Source organism: Limnohabitans curvus, assembly GCF_003063475.1.
GTDB lineage: Bacteria > Pseudomonadota > Gammaproteobacteria > Burkholderiales > Burkholderiaceae_C > Limnohabitans > Limnohabitans curvus.
The window spans coordinates 48,482-68,359 of record NZ_NESP01000002.1 but is presented as its reverse complement, the minus strand read 5'-3'; the positions used below and the strand labels follow the sequence as shown (position 1 = coordinate 68,359).

23 protein-coding genes are annotated in these 19,878 nt (G+C 53.7%); 21 read left to right on the top strand and 2 right to left on the bottom strand.

All coding sequences use genetic code 11. From position 1 onward, the window contains the following. Positions 1-108: 108 nt before the first annotated feature. The 10 genes from B9Z44_RS15225 (at position 109) to B9Z44_RS14590 (ending at position 5,999) form a co-directional block, all read left to right on the top strand. The gene (locus tag B9Z44_RS15225) at positions 109-483 is read left to right on the top strand and encodes a hypothetical protein (protein ID WP_108403002.1); all 375 of its coding nucleotides are present in this window, start codon (positions 109-111) and stop codon (positions 481-483) included. Between the two features lie 3 nt (positions 484-486). Beyond that, positions 487-780 (top strand): hypothetical protein, encoded by a 294-nt coding sequence (locus B9Z44_RS14635; RefSeq protein WP_108403001.1) that lies wholly within the window; start codon positions 487-489, stop codon positions 778-780. Beyond that, positions 755-1,231, top strand: coding sequence for a hypothetical protein (locus B9Z44_RS14630; RefSeq protein ID WP_108403000.1), 477 nt, complete (start codon positions 755-757; stop codon positions 1,229-1,231). Before B9Z44_RS14635 ends, B9Z44_RS14630 begins: the two co-directional genes overlap by 26 nt. A 1,141-nt stretch (positions 1,232-2,372) precedes the next feature. Further along, the gene (locus B9Z44_RS14620) at positions 2,373-3,077 is read left to right on the top strand and encodes a DNA methyltransferase (protein ID WP_108402998.1); all 705 of its coding nucleotides are present in this window, start codon (positions 2,373-2,375) and stop codon (positions 3,075-3,077) included. Then, a complete protein-coding gene (locus B9Z44_RS14615) occupies positions 3,074-3,496 on the top strand; it encodes a hypothetical protein (RefSeq protein WP_108402997.1) in 423 nt (140 codons plus the stop codon). The genes B9Z44_RS14620 and B9Z44_RS14615 overlap by 4 nt, the downstream gene beginning before the upstream one ends. Next, the gene (locus B9Z44_RS14610; RefSeq protein WP_108402996.1) at positions 3,489-3,770 is read left to right on the top strand and encodes a hypothetical protein; all 282 of its coding nucleotides are present in this window, start codon (positions 3,489-3,491) and stop codon (positions 3,768-3,770) included. Before B9Z44_RS14615 ends, B9Z44_RS14610 begins: the two co-directional genes overlap by 8 nt. Continuing rightward, on the top strand, positions 3,767-4,156 hold the full coding sequence (locus B9Z44_RS14605; protein ID WP_108402995.1) for a hypothetical protein: 390 nt from the start codon (positions 3,767-3,769) through the stop codon (positions 4,154-4,156). The genes B9Z44_RS14610 and B9Z44_RS14605 overlap by 4 nt, the downstream gene beginning before the upstream one ends. Then, positions 4,153-4,377, top strand: coding sequence for a DUF6900 domain-containing protein (locus tag B9Z44_RS14600; protein ID WP_245912848.1), 225 nt, complete (start codon positions 4,153-4,155; stop codon positions 4,375-4,377). Before B9Z44_RS14605 ends, B9Z44_RS14600 begins: the two co-directional genes overlap by 4 nt. 543 nt (positions 4,378-4,920) lie before the next feature. After that, on the top strand, positions 4,921-5,529 hold the full coding sequence (locus B9Z44_RS14595; protein WP_108402994.1) for a DUF1281 family ferredoxin-like fold protein: 609 nt from the start codon (positions 4,921-4,923) through the stop codon (positions 5,527-5,529). A gap of 218 nt (positions 5,530-5,747) precedes the next feature. After that, entirely contained in the window at positions 5,748-5,999 is a 252-nt protein-coding gene (locus B9Z44_RS14590; protein ID WP_108402993.1) for a hypothetical protein, read from the top strand. Between the two features lie 396 nt (positions 6,000-6,395). Here the strand turns inward: B9Z44_RS14590 and B9Z44_RS14585 are convergent, their stop codons facing one another. Beyond that, positions 6,396-6,704, bottom strand: a complete 309-nt coding sequence (locus B9Z44_RS14585; protein WP_108402992.1) for a hypothetical protein — start codon at positions 6,702-6,704, stop codon at positions 6,396-6,398. A 583-nt stretch (positions 6,705-7,287) separates the two neighbouring features. On the opposite strand from B9Z44_RS14585, the gene B9Z44_RS14580 reads away from it, so the two are divergent. From B9Z44_RS14580 to B9Z44_RS14555, 6 genes are all read left to right on the top strand, one after another. Continuing rightward, positions 7,288-7,782: a JAB domain-containing protein gene (locus B9Z44_RS14580; protein ID WP_108402991.1), complete on the top strand. Its 495-nt coding sequence runs from the start codon at positions 7,288-7,290 to the stop codon at positions 7,780-7,782. Between the two features lie 493 nt (positions 7,783-8,275). After that, positions 8,276-8,716 carry a single-stranded DNA-binding protein gene (locus B9Z44_RS14575; protein WP_108402990.1) on the top strand — a complete coding sequence of 147 codons (441 nt, stop codon included), beginning with the start codon at positions 8,276-8,278 and terminating at the stop codon, positions 8,714-8,716. A 78-nt stretch (positions 8,717-8,794) separates the two neighbouring features. Then, a complete protein-coding gene (locus B9Z44_RS14570; protein ID WP_108402989.1) occupies positions 8,795-9,016 on the top strand; it encodes a hypothetical protein in 222 nt (73 codons plus the stop codon). After that, complete coding sequence (locus B9Z44_RS14565; protein WP_146180640.1) at positions 8,985-9,338, top strand: hypothetical protein; 354 nt, start codon at positions 8,985-8,987, stop codon at positions 9,336-9,338. Before B9Z44_RS14570 ends, B9Z44_RS14565 begins: the two co-directional genes overlap by 32 nt. Next, positions 9,335-9,628 carry a hypothetical protein gene (locus B9Z44_RS14560; protein ID WP_108402987.1) on the top strand — a complete coding sequence of 98 codons (294 nt, stop codon included), beginning with the start codon at positions 9,335-9,337 and terminating at the stop codon, positions 9,626-9,628. Before B9Z44_RS14565 ends, B9Z44_RS14560 begins: the two co-directional genes overlap by 4 nt. A gap of 109 nt (positions 9,629-9,737) precedes the next feature. Beyond that, complete coding sequence (locus B9Z44_RS14555) at positions 9,738-11,786, top strand: DUF3560 domain-containing protein (RefSeq protein ID WP_108402986.1); 2,049 nt, start codon at positions 9,738-9,740, stop codon at positions 11,784-11,786. Positions 11,787-12,668: 882 nt separating this feature from the next. Here the strand turns inward: B9Z44_RS14555 and B9Z44_RS14550 are convergent. Next, entirely contained in the window at positions 12,669-12,968 is a 300-nt protein-coding gene (locus tag B9Z44_RS14550; protein ID WP_108402985.1) for a hypothetical protein, read from the bottom strand. A 284-nt stretch (positions 12,969-13,252) separates the two neighbouring features. Between B9Z44_RS14550 and B9Z44_RS14545 the strand changes: the two genes are divergently transcribed. From B9Z44_RS14545 to mobF, 5 genes are read left to right on the top strand one after another with little or no spacing between them, the layout of a single operon-like run. Then, on the top strand, positions 13,253-13,615 hold the full coding sequence (locus tag B9Z44_RS14545) for a ribbon-helix-helix domain-containing protein (protein WP_108402984.1): 363 nt from the start codon (positions 13,253-13,255) through the stop codon (positions 13,613-13,615). Positions 13,616-13,617: 2 nt separating this feature from the next. Next, positions 13,618-13,968: a hypothetical protein gene (locus tag B9Z44_RS14540; protein WP_108402983.1), complete on the top strand. Its 351-nt coding sequence runs from the start codon at positions 13,618-13,620 to the stop codon at positions 13,966-13,968. After that, complete coding sequence (locus B9Z44_RS14535; RefSeq protein WP_108402982.1) at positions 13,965-15,992, top strand: type IV secretion system DNA-binding domain-containing protein; 2,028 nt, start codon at positions 13,965-13,967, stop codon at positions 15,990-15,992. The genes B9Z44_RS14540 and B9Z44_RS14535 overlap by 4 nt, the downstream gene beginning before the upstream one ends. A 26-nt stretch (positions 15,993-16,018) precedes the next feature. Then, positions 16,019-16,462 (top strand): hypothetical protein, encoded by a 444-nt coding sequence (locus B9Z44_RS14530; RefSeq protein WP_146180639.1) that lies wholly within the window; start codon positions 16,019-16,021, stop codon positions 16,460-16,462. Between the two features lie 8 nt (positions 16,463-16,470). Further along, positions 16,471-19,860, top strand: coding sequence for a MobF family relaxase (gene mobF, locus B9Z44_RS14525; protein ID WP_108402980.1), 3,390 nt, complete (start codon positions 16,471-16,473; stop codon positions 19,858-19,860). Positions 19,861-19,878: the final 18 nt, after the last annotated feature.

Genomic DNA, 19,878 nt, shown 5'->3' with positions numbered 1-19,878 from the left:
ATTGGTCCGATAAATGGACTAAAATGGCATCAGTATCATGAAATTAGTGCTGCCCGAGCCAGTCGGTTACTGGATGGCCCAAATGTTGGCCGCTTACCTAGAGAAATCATGGGCCACGGAGATCGAAAACAAATAATCGCAGAGGACGGCAGCGTCTACGAAGTAGAGGCGGTTCACATTCCAAACAGTGTGATGACTCATGCGCTTGTCGTTAATGAAGAAATGAGAACCAAGGCTGCTCGTCTTCTTCCGGTTGCTCAAAGAATGGCTGAGTCGCGAGCGACTCGTGCCTCCTTTTGCCGCGCTTACGCCGAAGCCGAAGAGGCTGCTCGCGAATCACGCGAGTACGCAGAGTCCCTTTATTTGGTGGCTAAGGGTTTGTCGGTTGAAGGAAAGCGGGTTGTGACGGTGGAGCTGTGGCGAAAAATCATGGCTTGCTTCTACCAAGACCTCGCACTCGGCGCATTGATGGTGAAGGGGTGAGCTATGTTTGAAAATACGATGAACCTCAATGTTTGGTTGGGGTGGTCGGGTGCCTTGATTGGCATCATGGGCGCTGGTTTGCTGGCCACTCATAGTCGCGTTGCCAAATACGGTTGGCTTTGTTTCCTTTTTGCCAATCTACTTTTTATTGCCTGGGCGCTCCGCATTGGCGCGACAGGTCTTCTCGTCCAACAAGTCTGTTTTACTTTGACTAGCTTGTTGGGCATCGCTCGGAGCGGGTTCCTCCCGTCGAATCATGTCGAAAACAAAAATGAATCAAGCAGTCCTGCGCGATGAGCGTGAGGCTCGTGGCCTAACCAAGCCCCAAATGGTCGACATTCTGGGCCTTGATGGTATTCATGCAGAGCAAATACTGACAGACTTTGAGGCTGGGTTTCGTGAGCCAAAGGCCGCTGTGCTCCGCATCTATGAATCGCTCAATCGTCAGCGGTGGGGAGCTTCGAAGCTGCTGGATCTACCGACTTGGTCGCTTTCTGATGGTGGTCGCGTGGTTCATCACAACGACTGGCCGCGCTTTGTTGGTGTGGCAATTCCAGAAAGCGAGCATGCGCAACAGTGGCAATTCAAGATGGCAGGCATGCCCGCCTTCTTGCTTAATGGTGCGGGTGGCTTGAATCAAATCATCTTCACGATGATTGATCATTTGCCTGGCGAGATTGATGCAGAGGACTTGTTTGCGGAGGCCGTGCGCCTTGTCGAAAATGAACTGAAAGACGGCAGTGTCTAAGGCTAACAACAATTTCCGCTACGAGGGTGATCCTCAGGCATTGAGGGCGTGGCAAAAAAGGATGGAGTACACCTATGACGATGCAGCCGCTGCCCTGGGCATGTCCAGATCTGGATACAGCTCGTTGATTGCTAAATCAAACCCTGTTTTTATTGATCTTCGCACTGCGCTTGCCTGTGCTGCCATAGAGCTGGGCGTGGAGCCCCTTCCGGGCAACCTTGTGCCTTACCAACGCGGCACAAAGTGGCCGCCTAATTAATAGGCAATCTAGCGCGAACCCCTTGGAAGCAAGGGGTTTTCGCTTTTATTGACGACTTATCCACATTTTTGCCCAGAGGTTTGTTTGATAACTTCATGGGCAATGTCAGTGCCCGCGAAGGCGGGTCAAGAGTGACGATCAGAGCGGCCAAGGCCGCTAGGGGCGCTTGCCGCGCAGGCTTTGTGATTCGCTGTGCTGTCGCCTGTCGTTATCTCCGTCTTGCCCTCCCCTCGGGGCCTTTTTCGTTATCGCACACGGTGATAAAAATTATCGCGTTCGGTGATGAGGCTTTGTCGTTTCTCGTTCATTGCGATATTTTCTCGGCGTCTTCGGTAATTTCTCACGCAGAGCGATAAGACATTCAGCGGGTGTTGAGTGGCTTCGCTGTCATCGTCTTTGCGCTGTCGCGCAGCTGGTTCGGAATCGTGGCACCAGTGTTGCGCCTTGCTTCACCTGGTGCGGGAATGTTGACGCGCTTCATTCGCGCTTGAAACATTTAAGTCTGTGGCGTGCGGGGAGTGAGCGCACGCCCGAATCTTCCCCCCATTTGTCGAGGGTCGGCGCGTCGGCCCCGTTGGGTCCGTCTGGGGCGACAAGTCGCGTCATGACTGCGGTGAAGTTCATTCGTTTGAATGGCAAGCCATTTTTTCCAAACGCCTGCCCTCCCCCTTGCCATGTCCCCAGCGCCTCACAAACCCAATGCGGCATAAAGCCGCGCGTGTCGTCCCGTTGGGACCCACTTGCTATTTATACGCATTGAATTTGTGCCCCTTCGCCCTCTGGGGGGCTGCTTCGGTCGTGCGCTCACTTGTTGATGTTGGCAGGGGCGCATGGTGATACAGCCGCAAGGCATCGCCGCCGACACCTCTAGGAGAAAAATCCATGACTGCTAACAGCATCCTGTTGGGCGACTGTATCGAAGTCCTCAAAACCGTCCCCGCCAATCACGTTGACTTTGTGTTGACCGACCCGCCTTACCTTGTCGGCTACAAAGACCGCGAAGGCCGCTCAATCAAAAACGACATTGAAAGCGACTGGCTAAAACCCGCCTTCCGTCAGGTTTTCCGAGTGCTCAAAGCCGACAGCCTTTGCGTCAGCTTCTACGGTTGGAACAAAACCGACCTCTTTTTTGATGCTTGGAAATCCGCAGGTTTTCGCATCGTGGGTCACATCACTTTCCCCAAACGTTACAGCTCAACCACACGCCTCATGCGCTACTCGCACGAGGGCGCTTACCTGTTGGCCAAGGGAAATCCAAAGCCCCCGGTTCACCCTATCGCCGATGTTATTGAGTGGTCTTACTCGGGTAATCGCTTGCACCCTACCCAAAAGGGAACGGCCTCACTTACTCCGTTGATTGAATCGTTTTGCCCCCGTGGCGGTTTGGTGCTTGACCCCTTCGCAGGCTCGGGCTCTACGCTTATTGCTGCTCGCTCAATCGGACGCCGCTATCTCGGTATTGAACTCGACCCGCAGTTTCACGAAGTGGCCACCAAGCGTATGCAGGGCTACACCAAACGCTTAGGCGAATACGTGGACTTTGAACGCGAAGCCGCGAACGCCTCAAGCATGGAGGCCGCAGCATGAACACCATGACCGTCACCGCTAAAGCGTGGACCGTCACGGTGCCCGCTGGCCCCTATTTCTTGGGCGACCCTTGCTATGCAGTGCCTAACGAGTACTGGATGCCCTTGCTTGAATCGTGTGACTTCTTTGATGGTTCACCCGTGGGCCAAGCCAACGGAACGCAAGTGCTCGCCTTTGGCACCGCCTGGGGCGATGGAACTTACAACGACCAGCACGGCAACAGCTACCCCGTAGACGCTGGCCTTATCGGCTTGACGCCGATAGCCCTAGCGCAACAACACCCAGACTTTTCAACGCTCGAACGCTTGGGGCGCATCGTGGACTTTGAGCGTCCTACGACCTGCACCAAAGAGGCCGGCGTTTTGACCTTCGGCAAATACGCCATTGATACAGACGAAAGCGACACAGACCATGACTAACAAAACACCAGGTCGGGCCATTGACCCGAAGACACTTGCCGTCCAGGTGGGCGACTACGTCCGCGGCTACGGGCGCAACAACACGGAGGCCTTTGCCTCGCTCATTGCATACCGTCAGTGGGCAGTTATGGCACAGCGAGCGCTTGACGCTCGCGCTGCGCGCATTGTCTCAGTGTTCAGCAACGATGAACTAGAGGCCATTGCGCGGGGAGATGTGAGCCTGTCCGAAGTGGGCCGCGAGGTCCTAAAAGAAATCGAAGGGGGCAAGGCATGACCTACTTTGCTCAAGCAACGAATGAGGCAATCACGCTGCGCCTGGCATTTGAACAAGTCACGTTTAAGATTAACGGTCAGGACGTGGTGATGCAAAAGCTGCCAACGCCTTTGCCGTTTTCACGCAAAGCCGTTAACTTGCGCGATATGTCCGGTGGTGAACTGTCCACGGTCTATGTCTTCAAGCGCATCGAGATGGACCCGCTCGGTTTCGATGACTTCGCTCGAAACCTTTGCCGCGATACCGAATGGCTCAAGGGCCAATGTCACGCGCTCCCCATCGCAGACGCTCGGGCTTGCGTGATGGCGGTGGCCACAGGCCGCCCCATTCTTTTTGTTGATACTCAGGGCAGCGACTATGCCCGTTATGTAGCGAGGTTGGGATGAATAACGTTGATGACAGCATGCAGTCGGACCCTTGGCAAAACTTGAGCGATGACGAGCGCGCAGCCCTTGCCCTGCTGGCAAAGCAGCGCCTGGGCTTCGTGACCTTTGAAGAACGAGGCGGCGACCGCCTGGACTTCAAAGATGTTGCCGTGTGGACCGTGCGCGATTCACTGGCTCGCGCATACCTTGCGGGTGTGAACGCCAACAAGTCCAAGGGCTAACGGCTCACCCTGTCCGGCCACTCGCCGGGCAGGGTGTAACCAGTCGCTGCGCGAGTGCTTCGGTCCGGTCGATCGCGGCTTCTGTGATTCGCTTCGCTACTCCAGTCGCTGAATGTGGGCGCGGCTTAACGCACGCGCAAATTTTTTCCGTCTGTGGTGTGCGTGGATTGAGCGCACGCCCGAATCTTCCCCCCATTTGCCAAGGGGTCGGTGCGTCGGCCCCCTTCGGGTTCCGTCTGTTGCGCCAAGGCGCGTCACGCAACGCAATCAAGTCCGAGTTTTGATGACAAGCCATCATCTCAAAACTCAGCCTCGCCCGCATTACGTGTCAACAGCACCTCACAAGCAAATCAGGTAATGAACGGCCTCCTCCACCACGCCCTAAAGGGCGCGGGTCCCCTCCATTAAATGCCCGCTTCACTTGTGCCCCTTGTCCTCTGGGTGGCTGCTCCGGGCGTGCGCTCAATTCTTGTTTCGGTGTGAGTGCATGGCAGGCAAAGACTAACAAACTCCCCTGCCGCCGAACTCTCTAGGAGATTCGTTATGCCTAACTGGTGCCACACCTCTTTGTCCGTCACGGGCAACCCCACCCGTGTCGCCGAATTCGTTGAATTCGCCAAGTCCAAAACCAACGATTCGGTTTTGTCCTTTGAAAACTTTGTGCCCATGCCGCCAACGCTCCAAACGAACGCAGGTTCAGATGGTGACATTGGCTTCGCTGCATTTCATTCTGAAACCGAATGGCAGGTCTACTTAACTTACCCTTGGGCGAAAGACCACAACATTCACGATCGCAAGAGCTTGCAGGAATACGTTGAAAAGCATCGCCCTGATGCCAAAGCCCAAGGGCAAATCTACGCAGACAACTTGACACAGCATGGTGCAAAGCACTGGTATGACTGGAGCATTACCCATTGGGGAACCAAATGGGATGCTTGCAGAGCTACGCTGGAGCATCACGAAGATGGTGAGGCAGTCATTAACTTCGAGACAGCGTGGTCTCCCGCCACGCCTGTCTTACTCGCCATTTCAGTGAAATATCCCGACTTGACGTTTGAATGTTCATTTCATGAAGAAGCGGGCTTCTTTAAATTTGAGGCAACGTGGCTCGGTGGTAAGCAAACGTCCGAGGTGAATTTACCTAACGATTGATTGTCTCGGCTCGGCAGGGTTGCTCCCTGCCCTTGCCGCGCCGCTCGGCGGGTCTCCTTCGTCGTTACCGCCTGCGCTTTGCCTTCGGCTCTCGGGTGCTAGTTGGGCGTCATTGCTGATGCGCCCACGCTACCACGCCGTTCTCGCAGTAAAGGCCCTTTCGCGCATGAACGGGTACCCCGCCGCGCCTGTGGGCGCGTCGACCCATTAATTGCACGGTGGCCTTGACTGCTGCGCTGCGCCGTGGTGCTTCTGCGCTAGGCAATGTCGCCTTGCAACCTGTTGCGCTTATGAAAAACAAATTCGACTTCCCAGCGATTAAAACCGCGTTTCGTACCGCTGGTGCCTTGATGATTGGCAACGCTTTCGTGGCGCCATTGCTCTTTGACAATCGCAACTGGCTCGGTGTCGTCACCTTGCTGGTGACGGGCACTTGCGCTATAGTCTTGACTAGCTTAAAAGGAGATTGACATGGACTCGGCAACTTTGCAAATTCTCGCGATGGGCACGTTTCTCCTCGCCGTGATTGGCGTTGTCAATTGGCTTGAGCGCCGCGAGAAAAAACAACTCGATACTGACTGCTGAAACAAGCTCCGTCAAAACAGCGACCTTCGGGTCGCTTTTTTTTGCCTGTCGCGGTTTTCTCGCCTCGCTCCGCATCGTGCTGGCAATGAAATGAGCCTGCGGCTCTTCGTGTCGTGGTCCGCTCTTGGGACGGTGCTTGCGCACTCTCCCGCCGCTAGGCATCCCTAGTCTTGCGCCCGCATCGCTGCGCGATACGGGCAACCCTTCGCTTGTAACCGCACAGCTTCTCGCTTCGTTTTCTTTGCTCGCCGGGCGATTTTGTGCAGCTTTCCGATTGCCCTTTATTTGCTCGTTTGCGTTTGCTTTAAGGCTTCGATTCCGACTTGCAGGGATGTGAATTTGATCGAGTAATTCGTCTCGGTTTTGAATATCCGCGCGCCGATTTTTTCACAGGTCTTTTCGAAGGTTTCGCTCGTGTTTTCTATGTTTTTGACGCGCACAGTTAGTCCGTCTTGCCAGTCAATTCCTAGTATTTGCAGTTCCGTTTTTTCGTCTGGTTTTTGTCTTAGGGCTTGGGTGTAGGTGATCTGCAAGAGCTTGATGAATTGCTCTATTTTTCCGAGTTCTTCGCTGATTTTTTCGACAGTCATTTAGGCCATTTGTTGTTTCAAGAAGGGCTCTTGTTTCGGTTCATTTTAAGGTTGGGCGTCTCCCCGCAAGCGGGGGCGGGCTGTCGTGAATCAAGCCACGGGGCAAGCCCCGCGTCTTGACCCTACGGGCTTCCATCCCTGACGCAAAGCACGAGCCCGAAGGCTCGTGCTGTCCATCACTTCAAGTAAGTGATGGCGACCCAGACGATAAGTATCGCCACGGCAAACAACTCGTTATTAAGCATGTTGTGCCCTCCTTTCAAGAAGGGATATGTCGTTGACGAATTTAATTCCGACCTTATGCCCTTCTCGTTCTTCGCCTAGGGCTCGAACCTCGGGCTGGGGTCCGTCCGCTGAACGCTGGACGAACAACCTTCGGCACTCGTAGCAGGGCTGGGCTGTCATTGCATAAACACCGAGGCTACCAGACCGTTCTCGCAGTAAAGGCCCTTTCGCGCATGAACGGGTGCCCCGCCGCGCCTGTGGGCGCGTCGACCCATTAATTGCACGGTGGCCTTGACAGCTTGCGCTGCGGTCTGGTCCTTCTCGGCAGGCAATGACGCCTTAAAACTAGGAGAACCTCATGACTACATTCGCTTCCCCCCTTTTCGTGTGTGAAGACGCTGGCGTGTACCGCGTCGCCACCGCTGAAGAAGTGCGCGGCAGCGCCATTGCCCTTTTGGCTGGCGACTTAAACGAACAACCCGTGATGAATTCGCCGCACAAAGTCAAAGACTTTCTGCGTCTGCACATTGGCGACTTGCCGCACGAAGTGTTTAGCGTGCTGTTCCTGGACCCGCACAACCGGATGCTCGCCTACGAGCAAATGTTTCGCGGCTCCTTGTCTCAAACGATGGTTTATCCACGCGAGGTGGCTAAACGTGCGTTGGAGCTGAACGCCGACAGCGTCATCTTTACGCACAACCACCCAGGGGGCAGCACCAAGCCATCGCAGGCTGACATTCGCCTCACCAATACGCTCAGGGATGCGCTTAATTTGGTTGGCGTCACCGTTCGCGACCACATCATCGTGACGCGCGGATTGACTTGCTCGATGGCTGAAGAGGGCCTCATGTGAGGCCTGGGGCTTTGCCCCTTTTGATGATCAGAGCTTTGCTTGTGTGAAGTCAGTTCACATGCGCTTTGCGCGCACGTTCAATCATTCAGTATTGATTGTTTTTAGTCAGATCGGCATAACGCCTCACACCGCTAGAGTTGCGCGCAGCGCAACTAGAACTGATTGAGTTGACGCGGGCTATTCGCCCGCTGGCGGCTTGCGCCGCTGGTTTGTCTTTCAGGGCGCGAAGTGAGTTTTGTGGTTTGCAAGGGTGAGGCTCGCGGCCATTGAATTGGCTGGCGTGGCACCTAGTCACCATCAGGGGCTACGCCCCCGATACCCCAATTTATAGGGGCTTAAATTCTTAACATTGCTTAACAAAAAAAGTGAGTGAGGGTTGCAAATAGTCCATTAAATAGACTATAATAAAACCCATGCAAACGAACAAGTTTGCACCCGAGCCAGTCGGTTACTGGATGGCCCAAATGTTGGCCGCTTACCTGGAGAAACCACCATGACATCTTCACTCAACAAAGTTACTTTGATTGGCAACTTGGGCCGCGCCCCTGAATTGCGCTACACACCACAAGGCAAGGCCGTGGCCACTTTGAGCATTGCAACAAGCAACCGCCGCAAGAATAAACAAACAAGCGAATGGGAAGATGAAACCCAATGGCACCGCGTCACGGTGTTGGACAAACAAGCCGAATATGCAGGCGAGAAACTGACGAAGGGCCGCACGGTTTACGTCGAAGGCTCGTTGCGTTATGGCTCATATTTGAACAATGATGGCGTGAAAATTCCGACTGTTGAAATTCTGGCTTCACACATTGAACCCTTTGGCGCGAAGAAGGCAGGCAACCAAGAAGGTGGCGAAGCTGGCCAAGGCGAACAGACCCCGCCAGCCATGACCCCAGAGAATGAAGCTTGGGCGCGAGAGTACGACCAAGGCTAAAGCTTCGGGCTTCTGGTTTGTATTGCACGAAAGACCAAGCCGGAAGCCACTTAACACCTAATCACAATCAAAGCAGACATGAAAAACTTTAAACATCAATTCACTTTGTTTTACATCATCAAAGCGGCTTTGTGCTTTGCGGGCTTTCTTTATCTGCTAGTGGTTGAAGGTCAAACCTCAAACCCATTAGCTATGGGTGCAATTTTGTCGGTTATTGCTGCGCCTTTTGTGGCTCGGCTTGAATCTAGTCAGCGATACATCGGCGAACGTGAAACAACAACGACACAGAAGGGCGCTTAATCATGTCGCAACATTTTTTAAGACCACACATAAAGGCGATGCCATCACCGTGATGATGGGATGGGATAAGCCGTTACAGGGTTTTTTTATGGTCATTGAAGACAAGACCAACAAAGAAGATGGCTTTATTTATTCCAACTTGGAAGACCCCGAACTCGCCCAAGCGGGTGGCTTTGCTCAAACCATTGAGCCGTTTGTTAATAAGCTGGATGAATTGGGTATTGATGTACCCATCGAAATGCTGGAAGGTGTAGAGATGGATGGCATTTTTAATGTGGGCAACAAACAGGCCCACTATGGCATCACGGGCCAAGCATCATGAGCAGCCATTGGGCGTGGGCGGAAAGAGTCACCGCAGAACATGACAGAGACAAACCATTCGCACCAGAAAACGGCCAGCCGTTACGCTTTGCGATTGGTGACCATGTGATTTTTACGAATGACAACGGCGTCGAGTTTGAAATGCAAGTGACGGGCTTTTTTCAGAAACCCGAGGCGCCTTGTGGACTGTATGCGCGAGGTTCACGCTACCTTGTCAATTCATCCTCTCCGTGGTTTCCGGTCAAAGAATCCAGCCTTCGACCAAACACCGCAAAGCAAACAGCCCACTAAACCCAACAGCCTGATGCACTGCGAGCAGTGCATTGGAGTGTTGAGCAAACACCCGAGCCAGTCGGTTACTGGATGGCCCAAAGTTGGCCGCTTACCTGGAGAAGAAACCATGACAACATTTAGCGCGACATATTCGCCCGATGACAATAAATTGCGCCTTTCGGCTTCGCAACGCTTAGACGCGGAAACTTACGAGCGCGTCAAGGCGGCAGGGTTCAAGTGGGCACCAAAACAAGAAATTTTCGTGGCTCCGATGTGGACGCCAGAGCGCGAGGATTTGTGCATCGAACTGGCTGGAGAAATTGAAGACGATGACCGCTCATTGACTGAACGCGCAGAAGAACGCGCCGACCGCTTCGAGGACTATTCAGACAAGCGCGGCAAAGAAGCCGCAAGCGCACGGGAGCACGTGCAAAGCATCACCGAACACATCCCATTCGGTCAGCCCATCCTAGTGGGACACCATAGCGAGCGCCACGCTCGCAAGGATGCCCAGCGCATCGAGAATGGAATGCGCCGCGCCGTGCAACTTTGGGAAACGTCAGCCTACTGGAGCCGACGCGCCGAACGCGCCGTGGCTCATGCCAAATACAAAGAGCGCCCCGATGTGCGACACCGCCGCATCAAAGGACTGGAGGCCGACAAGCGAAAGCAAGAAAAGCACATCACCGAGGCCGAGCAGTTTTTGGGCTTTTGGCTCAAATGCGAAGCCGAGACAGACCCCGCCAAAAAACTGGCAATGGCTCTCAAAATTTCAGGCTACCGCAACCACCAAATGCCTCGCAAGGAAGGCGACCGCGAAGATTGGGACCAGTTGCCAAGCGCCTACACGGTTCTAAATAACAGTCATCCGAATTTGTACGCGCCCCGCACCGTTGAAGAAGTCATCGAGGAGGCGAAAAGACAATTTCCTGCAAGCACTGAGCGAGTGCGTCGCTGGCTCAATCACTATGAAAACCGCATCGCCTATGAGCGCGCCATGCTGGGCGAAGATGGTGTGGTCAAGGGTGAAAAGTTCGACATTCAAGTCGGTGGCCGTGTCTTGATTGGCTCCGAGTGGTTGGTGGTGCTTCGCGTCAACAAGCGCGAAGGCCGCATTTTGAGTGTTCGCACGAATGCCCGATTTGTGCCAGTTCGCGGCATCGAGGAGGTGCAGGACTACAACGCCCCAACTGAAGAAGACGCAAGCAAGGCCAAGAAGGCCACAACGCTGGGGCCGCTGGTGAACTACCCAGCTGAAGGCTGCATCGAAATGACAAAAGCCCAATTCGACAAGGTGCCAAAGGATTACCGAGGCACCGAGAAAACCAAAGCCACCTCAGAAGTCGCCGCGCATCGCGTCCGCTGTGCGATGGGTTGCTTTGTGAAGAAAACCGGCAACGAAGGCCACCATTATTTCAATGTTTTTATCACTGACGCCAAGCGCGTGGACCCACCCAAAGCCGAAGGCCAAAACCAAGATGCCGCGCCCGTGACTTTTGACCGCCGAATTGAAATGCCAGTATCTAAGCCCGTGGCAAGTGATGCACAAAACCACACACCAGCGCAACAGGCCAAGCAAGCCGAAGCCGACCAAATCGCCGCCATGCGTGAGACGTTGAAGACGGGCGTTCAAGTCGTGACCGCTCCGCAACTATTCCCGACCCCCGCCCCGTTAGCTGCTGAAATCGTGGAAATGGCAGAGATTGAAGCGGGCATGACCGTGCTGGAGCCAAGCGCAGGAACGGGCAACCTCTTGCAAGCAATCCGCGAAGCGACCGCAGGCGAGGCAGTCCGCACCGCCGTTGAAATCAACGGCAAATTGTGCGAACAGCTCAAGGCGCAGGAATTGGGCGCAGACATTCACCATGCCGATTTTTTGACCTTGAATCCTGACACTTTCGGGCGCTTTGACCGTGTGGTGATGAATCCCCCCTTTGTCAACGCCGAGGACATTAAGCACATCGAGCACGCCCTCAAGTTCTTGAAACAAGGTGGCCGACTGGTGGCGATTTGTGCAGGTGGCCCCCGACAGGCTGAACGCCTCGGAGGCCTTGCCCGACAAATGGGCGGCACCTTTGAGAATTTGCCCGAAGGCAGCTTTGTGGCCAGTGGCACCAATGTGCGCGCCGCAGTCTTTGCGGTCAACGCTCCGCAAGCCATGAGCGCCGCAGCCTAAAGCCCAAGGGGTCAGCCGCCAAGCTGGCCCCTTTTGGTGTTGGTTGGATTTCGTGGCGGTTCGGCGCTGAGTCGTCCAGGTCTGGATGTATCAGCGCCGAACGGTTGCCCTCTTGCGAGGACATGCGGCCCGAGGGCCTTTTTGTATTAGTTCAACTGGTTTGGTAGTTTCGATATGTTCTGGTTTTTGAGGCGGTTCGTCGCTGAGTCTCCCGTGCGGTCGTTATCAGCGCCGAACGTGTGGCCTCTGTGTGAGGCCATGCGGCCAATGGGCCTGATGCCTCGGCTCGTCCTTCGCTGCGCTTGAACCTCGCCGCACGTCTCGGCGTCATTTGCCGAGACAGTAGCCAGTTTGGCCTAGGGCCAAAATTCCTTATTCGCCGCATCGGCTTACCTTGCTACTGTCGAAGCACTCCGAGCAAGTCGGGTGCATCGACGAAAGGTTGCCCACAAGCCACACCTCCCACTCTCCGAGACTTTCCCACGCAAGGTGGAAAAGATTCTCGGAGCCCCCCACGGGGATTATGAATATCCCCGCTGGCGGCTTCGGGGTCCGTGCGTTTGTGGACAACCGCCACGGCTCGCCCTTCGCTTCGCTGGGGCATTGCCTTTGGTTGCCACCTGAACGGCTGGCAACACCTGTTTGCTTGAGCGGCCTATCGCCGCTGAGTTCTGTCTGGCAAAAATGAACGGAGGTTTCCCACAAACCCACTTCCCACTCCTTCGGACTTTCCCACGCCAGGTGGATAAGTCTCGAAGTCCCGACTACGCGAATTATTGAAGATTCGCTTCGTCGGCGTTGGGGTCCGTGGATTTGTGGAAAACCTCCGTTGGTCTGTTGACGGTCTACGGCTCGTTCAGAGCAAAGCCCTGAACATTGCCTTTAAGCGTCCGCTTCCTGCGGAAGTGCGGACTGTGCTTTTTCTAGCAACGCTTTGACTTGTGGCATAGCTGCCGCCCAAGCCTCAACGTCGAAAACATCCAAACCCTCGGTCTTATGCAAGGCTGCTACCGCCCGAGAGTTTTCTTCGCGCTCCTTACGTTGCTCCTCGCGCAATTTCTCGCGGAGTTCCTTCGTCTTCTTCTCCATCTCCGCGAGACGTGCCTCAAGGTTCTTTGCCCGTGACACTCGTGGGGCTTTGGGGTTCTTGCTGTCCGTTTCCTGATTAGCCACTTCGGTCATAAATCGCTCTCTTTCTTAAAATGTTCGTGGTACTTGTGAGGGGTTCACGTGCGTAGTTTAGTACTAAGAAAGGTAGCTGTGGGCAAAGACACCTTGAATAAAGAACACACATTACGCACGTTATCACGAGCCGCCTAAATACCCATCTAAGTCCCTGCTGGTACGGGTTTCGGTGATATCAGGTGTGCGGTGCGAAATGTAATCAAATGATATACATAAATTATTTACAAGGCCTGCGGCCCTACTTAGAATGTATATCAAAAGATAACGCCTAAGGGGAAAGAGTGAAAACTAAGTCTGTACTGTTGCGTTTGGATGAGGCTGATGATGAAGCTTTGACCAAAGAAGCCCGCGCCCGCAAGGTCTCCAAGGCCGAGCTTTTGAGGGTGTTTCTGCATGAGGGCTTGGCGGGTTTTGACCGCAAGCATGAAGACCTGATCAACCGCGTCAACACCATCGATGGAAGGGTTGCACACATTCTTGAGCTTGCTGCCGTAGGTGCCGCGATGCTCTCGGCAATGGATGTAGGGCGCAAGCCAGATGAGCGGGTAAGCGAGATGACGGAACACCTCAAGCAGGGTTTTGAAATTTCACAAGCGGTGCTGGTTGGACAGCAACGAGGGCTGTTCAAAAAAGGAGGCAATTGACCATGTTCATGAATACTAGCCCCGAAGGGGTCAATCAAATATCGGATCTGGTGGTTGGCGTTTACCGCGCAAACGCAACCGTCTATGTGTCGCCAGATCGCCCCTACAAGGCTGTTTTGGCCGAGTTTGGCCCAGAGTCTGATGGACAGGTTACGTTCGCTGAATTGCTGATCCACGCGCCCGATGGTGGGCTCTTTTACAGAAACTTCCTCAAGATGCCTGATGGGCTTTGGCGCGATAGTTGTGGTGAGAAGCGTCCGAATCTAGGCGAACTGTTTCCTGCTGAACTTATGAGTTTTCAGGAAATTGAGCAAATGCCCTTGCCCTCTCAAGTTGTGGGAGATCGCGCATGAAGAACGCCGCCGCCAGTCACGCAGGTATTGGGCGAGCTGTTTTCGCCACTCGCCTTAATTTATCCATTCAAGCGGCTGTTATGAGTTTTTGGCTGGGCGCAGTGCCCTGCTTCTTTTTGCCCTACATCCTTTGGTTCAACGGGGCTACAGATCGCGAAATTGACATTGTTCGAGTGGCTGCGGTCGCTAGGTATGCGGAGCCGGATATCCGCTCAAAGTGGGAAATCAGAGATTCAACTGGTCACTACAAAACCATCGAAGCAATTACCGATGACGGGCAACGGGCGAGGTCTCTGAAGCCTGCACAAGTAAGACAAGCTCTAAACAAAGAGTGGTCGGCTGTTGATGAATTTCACTGGTATTTCATCCTGAGCATGATCTTGCCGTTTATTGGCTACTTGGTCGTTTGGCTGATCTTGCAGCGTATTGGTGAGCGCAACATGGAGGACAAGCGGATTCGCGGAGCCCGTGAGGTTGTCAGCCAAACTGAGCTTGATCGAATGGTTCGGTTGAAGGATGGTGGGCAATACAAACTGGCAGAAGTGACACTCCCCGCCTCCGCTCCGATGACGGGGATTTTGATGCAGGGGGCACAAGGCTCGGGTAAGTCGTTGGTGATTCACGACTTGATGCAGCAAGTGTTTGCGAAAAAACGCAAGAGTGTGATTTACGACCAGAGCGGCGAATTCTTCCGCGCATATTTCCGTCCAGGCAAGGACTATTTCTTTAATCCCGCATTGGTTGGTTCTGTCCCTTGGTCCATCTTTTCGGAACTCAAGTACGTTTATGACGCCGACACCTTCGCGCACGCCTTCTTGCCTCCAAAGGGAGGCGTTGTGCATGGCGCAAGTGCATTTTTTGAAGATGCGGCTCGGGCGCTGTTTAGCGTCATGCTGCTCCGGCTTGCGAAATATGGCGCGATCGATACCCGCGACATTGCGAAAGCAATTTTCGAAATGCCAGACGATGAAATGGAAAAGCTGATTGAGAAGTCGGTGGCAAGTTCAGCGGTCGGCGGTGATTCGAAAGGTCAGCGCCAAGGTGTTATCTCTTCAATTGCGATTTACCTCAACGGTTTGAAAGCGGTCCAGCCAGGCAACTGGTCAATCCGTGATTTTTTAGAGTCAGATGACGATGCGCGGTTTTTCATTCTTGGCACGGATGACACCCGTGCCATGTTTTCGCCGTTGTATCGCCTCATCCTAGCCTCGGCGTTTGCAATGATTTCGGCAAAGCAAGAAATTGTTCATGAAGACAGGTATTGGTTCTTCTTGGATGAGGTTCACACCCTTGGCGACATCAAACTGGATGAACACCTCGCCACCTTGAGGAAATTCGGCGTTTCGATTGTTTCGGGTATTCAAAGCGATTCCCAATACTGGTCTTCTATGGGCAAAGATCGTGGCGACACGGTCATGAACTGTTTCAACACTGTGCTCATGCTTCGAATGAATGAGGCCTCCATGATGGAGCGGGCTGCGAAGCGTTTGGGCAAAGTCGAAATGGAAACGGTTAGCCAAAACCAAGCACTTGCGGTCAACGAAATGCGAGATGGCGCTGGCGTGAATATTCAAGATCACGAGAAGTGGCTGATCATGCCCTCGGAAATCGGTGGGCTAGACAGTTGCACGGGCTTTCTCAAGTTGGTCGGAAGCTACCCTGCCGCAAAGGTTGATTACCGTCACTGGTTGCCCTCTAAAGGCCGCTGGGGTCGAGCCTATGTTGAGAAGTTCGCCGCTATCCAAGACACACCCGAACGCGACCCCTCCTTTGTCATTGAACGAAATTGGGCCGCTGGTTCGGTGGACCCACTTGTGAAGATCAGCGAAGCTGTGAAAGCAGCCAGTGAAGATGATTCTGCAACGGATCAGGACCTTGCTGCAGAGGCTGAAAAGGTGGGTTCTCAGGCTATTGGAGGACAAGAGTTAAGGCCCGAAGCTCAGGAAAAGACGGTGGTGGTCACGGCTCCAGAGCAAACCAATGCGGCCAGCATGATGATCAATAACTTGTTGGGGCGGGAATGAAAACAATCCTAATTCGAATCATTTTCATGGCCCTGCTGGTGGCCTTCATCTTGGCGTGGTTCTTCATGCATGAGGTGAACATGAGGTTGGCCAACTCTGCAACAACGATGTTTTCTGAGGCTCCGCTCTCTTCTACCTTAGGTGATGACAAAACCTCGCGAATCGTTGGCTACAAGTTGACAGATGAAAGAACAGATCCAGCAATGGTGGTGGTGGATAGCCTTCAAGCCAGCATGCCAGATACATCCAATGTGGTTGTGAGCCTTCGGTTAACCAACAAAGGTGGTGCCGATTGGCCGTGGCTTCGCGTGTATTTGCAAGACGCCCAAGGTCGCACAACTCGCACCCTTGACTACTCTCCTCAGAACTACCCACACGGGACAAGTTTTATCTCTGAGGTCGTCAGCTTGACGATCCCGCTTCGTCCAGGTGAGCAACGCTTCACCGCTTCCGCATTTTTTCCAAACTGAGGGACAACATGATTACCTTTCACGCAATTGGATCTGGTTCAGATGCTGCTAGTTACCACGACCGCGCCTTTTCAGCCGAGGGGAATGTCCGCGATGCAGACAACTACTACATGGATGAGTCCGCAGGGGCGAAATGGCAAGGCAAGGGTGCGCGGATTCTTGGCATAGAAGGCCAGCGGGTTGAGCGTCAGGACTTCATCGACGCTTTGGATGGCAAGCTTCTAAACCCTGAAACTGGAAAAGTACAAAACTTGGCCAGCCGAGGCAATGAAGACAGGCGTGCTGGTTTCGATATGTCGACAGCGCCGCCAAAGTCTGTGTCGATCATGGCCCTTGTCGCGGGGGATGACCGACTCATAAAGGCTCACGAGATCGCCAACGCCAAGGCGATGGGGTGGATTGAAGAGCACGGGGCGATTATTCGCGTCAAGGACGATCAGGGCCAAAACGTCAAAGAGCAAACGGGTAACTTATTGTGGGCCACCATTCGCCACGAAACAAACCGCAACAACGAGCCGCAGCTGCACAACCACAACGTGGTGATGGCTGTGACCTACGACTTAGACCGGAAGACCTGGCGAAGCCTTACCAATGACGAAGTGTTGAACCTTCGCAATGGCGCTGATGACATTTACAAAGCGGTGCTTTTGCAAGAAATCAAGCGCGCTGGCTATGAGGTCGAATTTTCAAAAAACGGTCGAGATTTTGAGATCAAGGGTTTGAGCAAAGAACACCTTGAGGTGTTCAGTGGACGCAGCCAGCAGATTTATGACGCAATCAAAGAGCGTGGGTACGATCCAGAAGAGGCGTCTTGGGCCATGCGACAAGCGGCGGCGTTAGATACGCGATCAAAGAAACAGGAGCTTCCCTCTGGTGTTTTGCAGGAGGTTTGGACTCAGCAAGCGCAAGCAAAGGAGATGAACCTAGAGGGATTGGTTGGCGAGTCGAAAGAGCGCGCTGCAAATGCCAATCCAGCGGCTATGCGGGAGGAGGAAAAGCGTTTGTCGGTCTTGGCTGTGTCTGAGGCCATTGAACACCTGAGTGAACGCGAGCAGTCATTCACGGTCGCGCAGTTGGAAAAAGAAGCCGTTCTCATGGGCAAGGTTCCGATTGAGGACGTTAAGGTGGCAATTCGCGAACACCGCGAAAACCACGTTTTGATCGAGCGGGACGGTATGCCTTCGGGAGCGACCTGGTACACCACACAAAAGGCCCTAGACCCTGAAAAGCAAATGGCACAAACCATTTCTGAGGGCAAGGGCCAAGGGTTGCAAGTCGTGGCCACAAAGGAAGAGTTTTCTAAGCTTTTGGGTGCTTTTGAGGCACGAAAAACAGCCGAGATTGGTAAGCCCTTCAAGTTGTCGGATGAGCAGGTAAATGCCGCTAAAAATCTGCTGATGCATGGTGACAAATTCCAAGCAATCCAAGGGGATGCGGGCACTGGCAAGACCGCTGCGCTTGAGTTTGTTCGCGAAGCTGCCGAAAAGAAGGGTTGGGCGATTCAAGGGGTGGCAACCACATCCTCCGCTGCTGAAGAGCTGCAAGCAAGTAGCGGAATCAAGAGCAATACGATTGCTGGTTTCTTTGCCGAGCGCAATAACGCAAGCAAAGAGATTTCGATGGAGATCGAGGCGCTCAAGCATCAAATCAGACAGGGCGCCCCTCTCCAAAATCGCGAGGACATCCCGCGCATCGAGGTGAGAACGCTTCAGTCGAAAAGTTTTGACCTAAACTTTGGGACGAACCGATACACCTTTGACCATCAGCGCGAAACAGTTCACAAGACAGGGGGCGACTTACTTAGTCGGGTTGCCGTGGCTATGGTGGACGCTGCCGAAAAGATTAAAACCAATTCACAGGATGCAGGTGAGGCTCAAACGCTGGGGGGCAAGCTGAAGGCATTCGCGACTGAGAAGGTGACAAACATTGCGGAGAGCCTTGGGAACACCCTCATTAGCTATGAAAAGGTGGGTGTGGTTGAGGCCACCGCTGCTCGTAATGCGTTGATCAAGAGCAACCGCGAGGAACGCATGGACAAACTGGTTGGGCAACTCAATCAGAAAGAAGCGCAGTTGGCCAACTTGCAAAATCATGGCAACGTTGTTGGCAAACCGACCATGTTTGTCATGGATGAGGCGTCTATGACGGGCGTACATGACACGCAACGATTCATTGGTTTTGTTGCGAAGCATGGTGCTCGCGGTGTATTACAGGGGGATATCCACCAGCACGGCAGTGTCGCCGCTGGTAAAGCATTTGAGCAAGCGCAGGCCTCTGGTATCAATTTGTCGGTCATTGAGCAAACCAAGCGTTTTGACAATGCGACCCCGCAAACTCAGGATGCGGTGAAATCGATCAAGGGTCGAGGCTATGCCGATGCAATCGCCATGCTCGACCGAACTGAAGTAGAGGGGGCGCAGCTTGCCCCCAAGGTGGCTGAGCGCTATCTGGCCAACCTAAAAGAATTGCAGGATAAAGGCATTGCAGACCCGACTGTTGCGGTAGTGGCCGTGACCAACAAGGACCGCAAAGCGGCAAACTCTCACATCCATGATTTGCTGCAAGCAAACAACTTGTTAGGTGCTGACACCTTCGCCAAGGAGCATTTCGATGATCCGCAGTTGACGACCGCGCAGAAACGAAACGCAAGCATGCTCTCGGGCGCTGGAGTCGACCGATTGGTGTTCAACCAGGACTACAAAGAAAAAGGCGTTGGCCGAGGTGACGTGATCATCGTCAAGGGCTACGACATCGAGCACAACCGCATCCTTGGAACCATCGAGGGGAAAGGGATTCAGATCAGCATCAACCCTGACAAGCAAATGAATTTCTCGCCATACGTGCTCGATGAGCGAAAGTACTCGGTCGGGGACAAAATCGAATCTCGGGCGATTATTCGCGGCGGTCAAGGTCGAGAATCGTTTGTCATCAAGAACGGCAAGCGCGGGGTGGTGGTTGGCTTAGATGGTGGCGGTGCGGTTGTGCGATGGAAGGATGGCCAAGTAACGCCGTTGCCAAACAAATCCATGCGGTTCGCGGATTTGGGCTACGCGCACACCACGATCAAGGATCAAGGTGCTACTTATCAAAGAATGATCATCGCGGCCTCAGAAACGGGCGCAAAGGTGTTCAATCGACAGGCTACCTATGTTGCCGCTACAAGGGCAAAGGACAACACGGAAATCGTCACGAGTAACTATGAGGCCCTGCTCAAGAGTGCGGGTAAAGAAGTGAAGAAAACCTCTGCGCACGACATGGGCAAATTGGACTTGGGACGTGGCGAGTCAATCTTACGAGCTTTGGAGCAAGAGAAAGCGGTGATAAAGACGTCACAAGAGGTTGGCGCACACATCGATAAGGCTCTCAATAAAGACGCGGCTATTGAGCAAGGTCGTTAACTGAGCGTGGGCCATTTT

Coding starts and splice junctions, on each gene's coding strand:
- B9Z44_RS14535 (WP_108402982.1), top strand. CDS start 13,965: ATGAAGAACGCCGCCGCCAGTCACGCAGGTATTGGGCGAGCTGTTTTC.
- mobF (WP_108402980.1), top strand. CDS start 16,471: ATGATTACCTTTCACGCAATTGGATCTGGTTCAGATGCTGCTAGTTAC.
- B9Z44_RS14620 (WP_108402998.1), top strand. CDS start 2,373: ATGACTGCTAACAGCATCCTGTTGGGCGACTGTATCGAAGTCCTCAAA.
- B9Z44_RS14570 (WP_108402989.1), top strand. CDS start 8,795: ATGAAAAACTTTAAACATCAATTCACTTTGTTTTACATCATCAAAGCG.
- B9Z44_RS14600 (WP_245912848.1), top strand. CDS start 4,153: ATGAATAACGTTGATGACAGCATGCAGTCGGACCCTTGGCAAAACTTG.
- B9Z44_RS14595 (WP_108402994.1), top strand. CDS start 4,921: ATGCCTAACTGGTGCCACACCTCTTTGTCCGTCACGGGCAACCCCACC.
- B9Z44_RS14560 (WP_108402987.1), top strand. CDS start 9,335: ATGAGCAGCCATTGGGCGTGGGCGGAAAGAGTCACCGCAGAACATGAC.
- B9Z44_RS14585 (WP_108402992.1), bottom strand. CDS start 6,704: ATGACTGTCGAAAAAATCAGCGAAGAACTCGGAAAAATAGAGCAATTC.
- B9Z44_RS14555 (WP_108402986.1), top strand. CDS start 9,738: ATGACAACATTTAGCGCGACATATTCGCCCGATGACAATAAATTGCGC.
- B9Z44_RS14605 (WP_108402995.1), top strand. CDS start 3,767: ATGACCTACTTTGCTCAAGCAACGAATGAGGCAATCACGCTGCGCCTG.
- B9Z44_RS14635 (WP_108403001.1), top strand. CDS start 487: ATGTTTGAAAATACGATGAACCTCAATGTTTGGTTGGGGTGGTCGGGT.
- B9Z44_RS14575 (WP_108402990.1), top strand. CDS start 8,276: ATGACATCTTCACTCAACAAAGTTACTTTGATTGGCAACTTGGGCCGC.
- B9Z44_RS15225 (WP_108403002.1), top strand. CDS start 109: ATGGGCCACGGAGATCGAAAACAAATAATCGCAGAGGACGGCAGCGTC.
- B9Z44_RS14540 (WP_108402983.1), top strand. CDS start 13,618: ATGTTCATGAATACTAGCCCCGAAGGGGTCAATCAAATATCGGATCTG.
- B9Z44_RS14610 (WP_108402996.1), top strand. CDS start 3,489: ATGACTAACAAAACACCAGGTCGGGCCATTGACCCGAAGACACTTGCC.
- B9Z44_RS14615 (WP_108402997.1), top strand. CDS start 3,074: ATGAACACCATGACCGTCACCGCTAAAGCGTGGACCGTCACGGTGCCC.
- B9Z44_RS14630 (WP_108403000.1), top strand. CDS start 755: ATGAATCAAGCAGTCCTGCGCGATGAGCGTGAGGCTCGTGGCCTAACC.
- B9Z44_RS14580 (WP_108402991.1), top strand. CDS start 7,288: ATGACTACATTCGCTTCCCCCCTTTTCGTGTGTGAAGACGCTGGCGTG.
- B9Z44_RS14550 (WP_108402985.1), bottom strand. CDS start 12,968: ATGACCGAAGTGGCTAATCAGGAAACGGACAGCAAGAACCCCAAAGCC.
- B9Z44_RS14530 (WP_146180639.1), top strand. CDS start 16,019: ATGGCCCTGCTGGTGGCCTTCATCTTGGCGTGGTTCTTCATGCATGAG.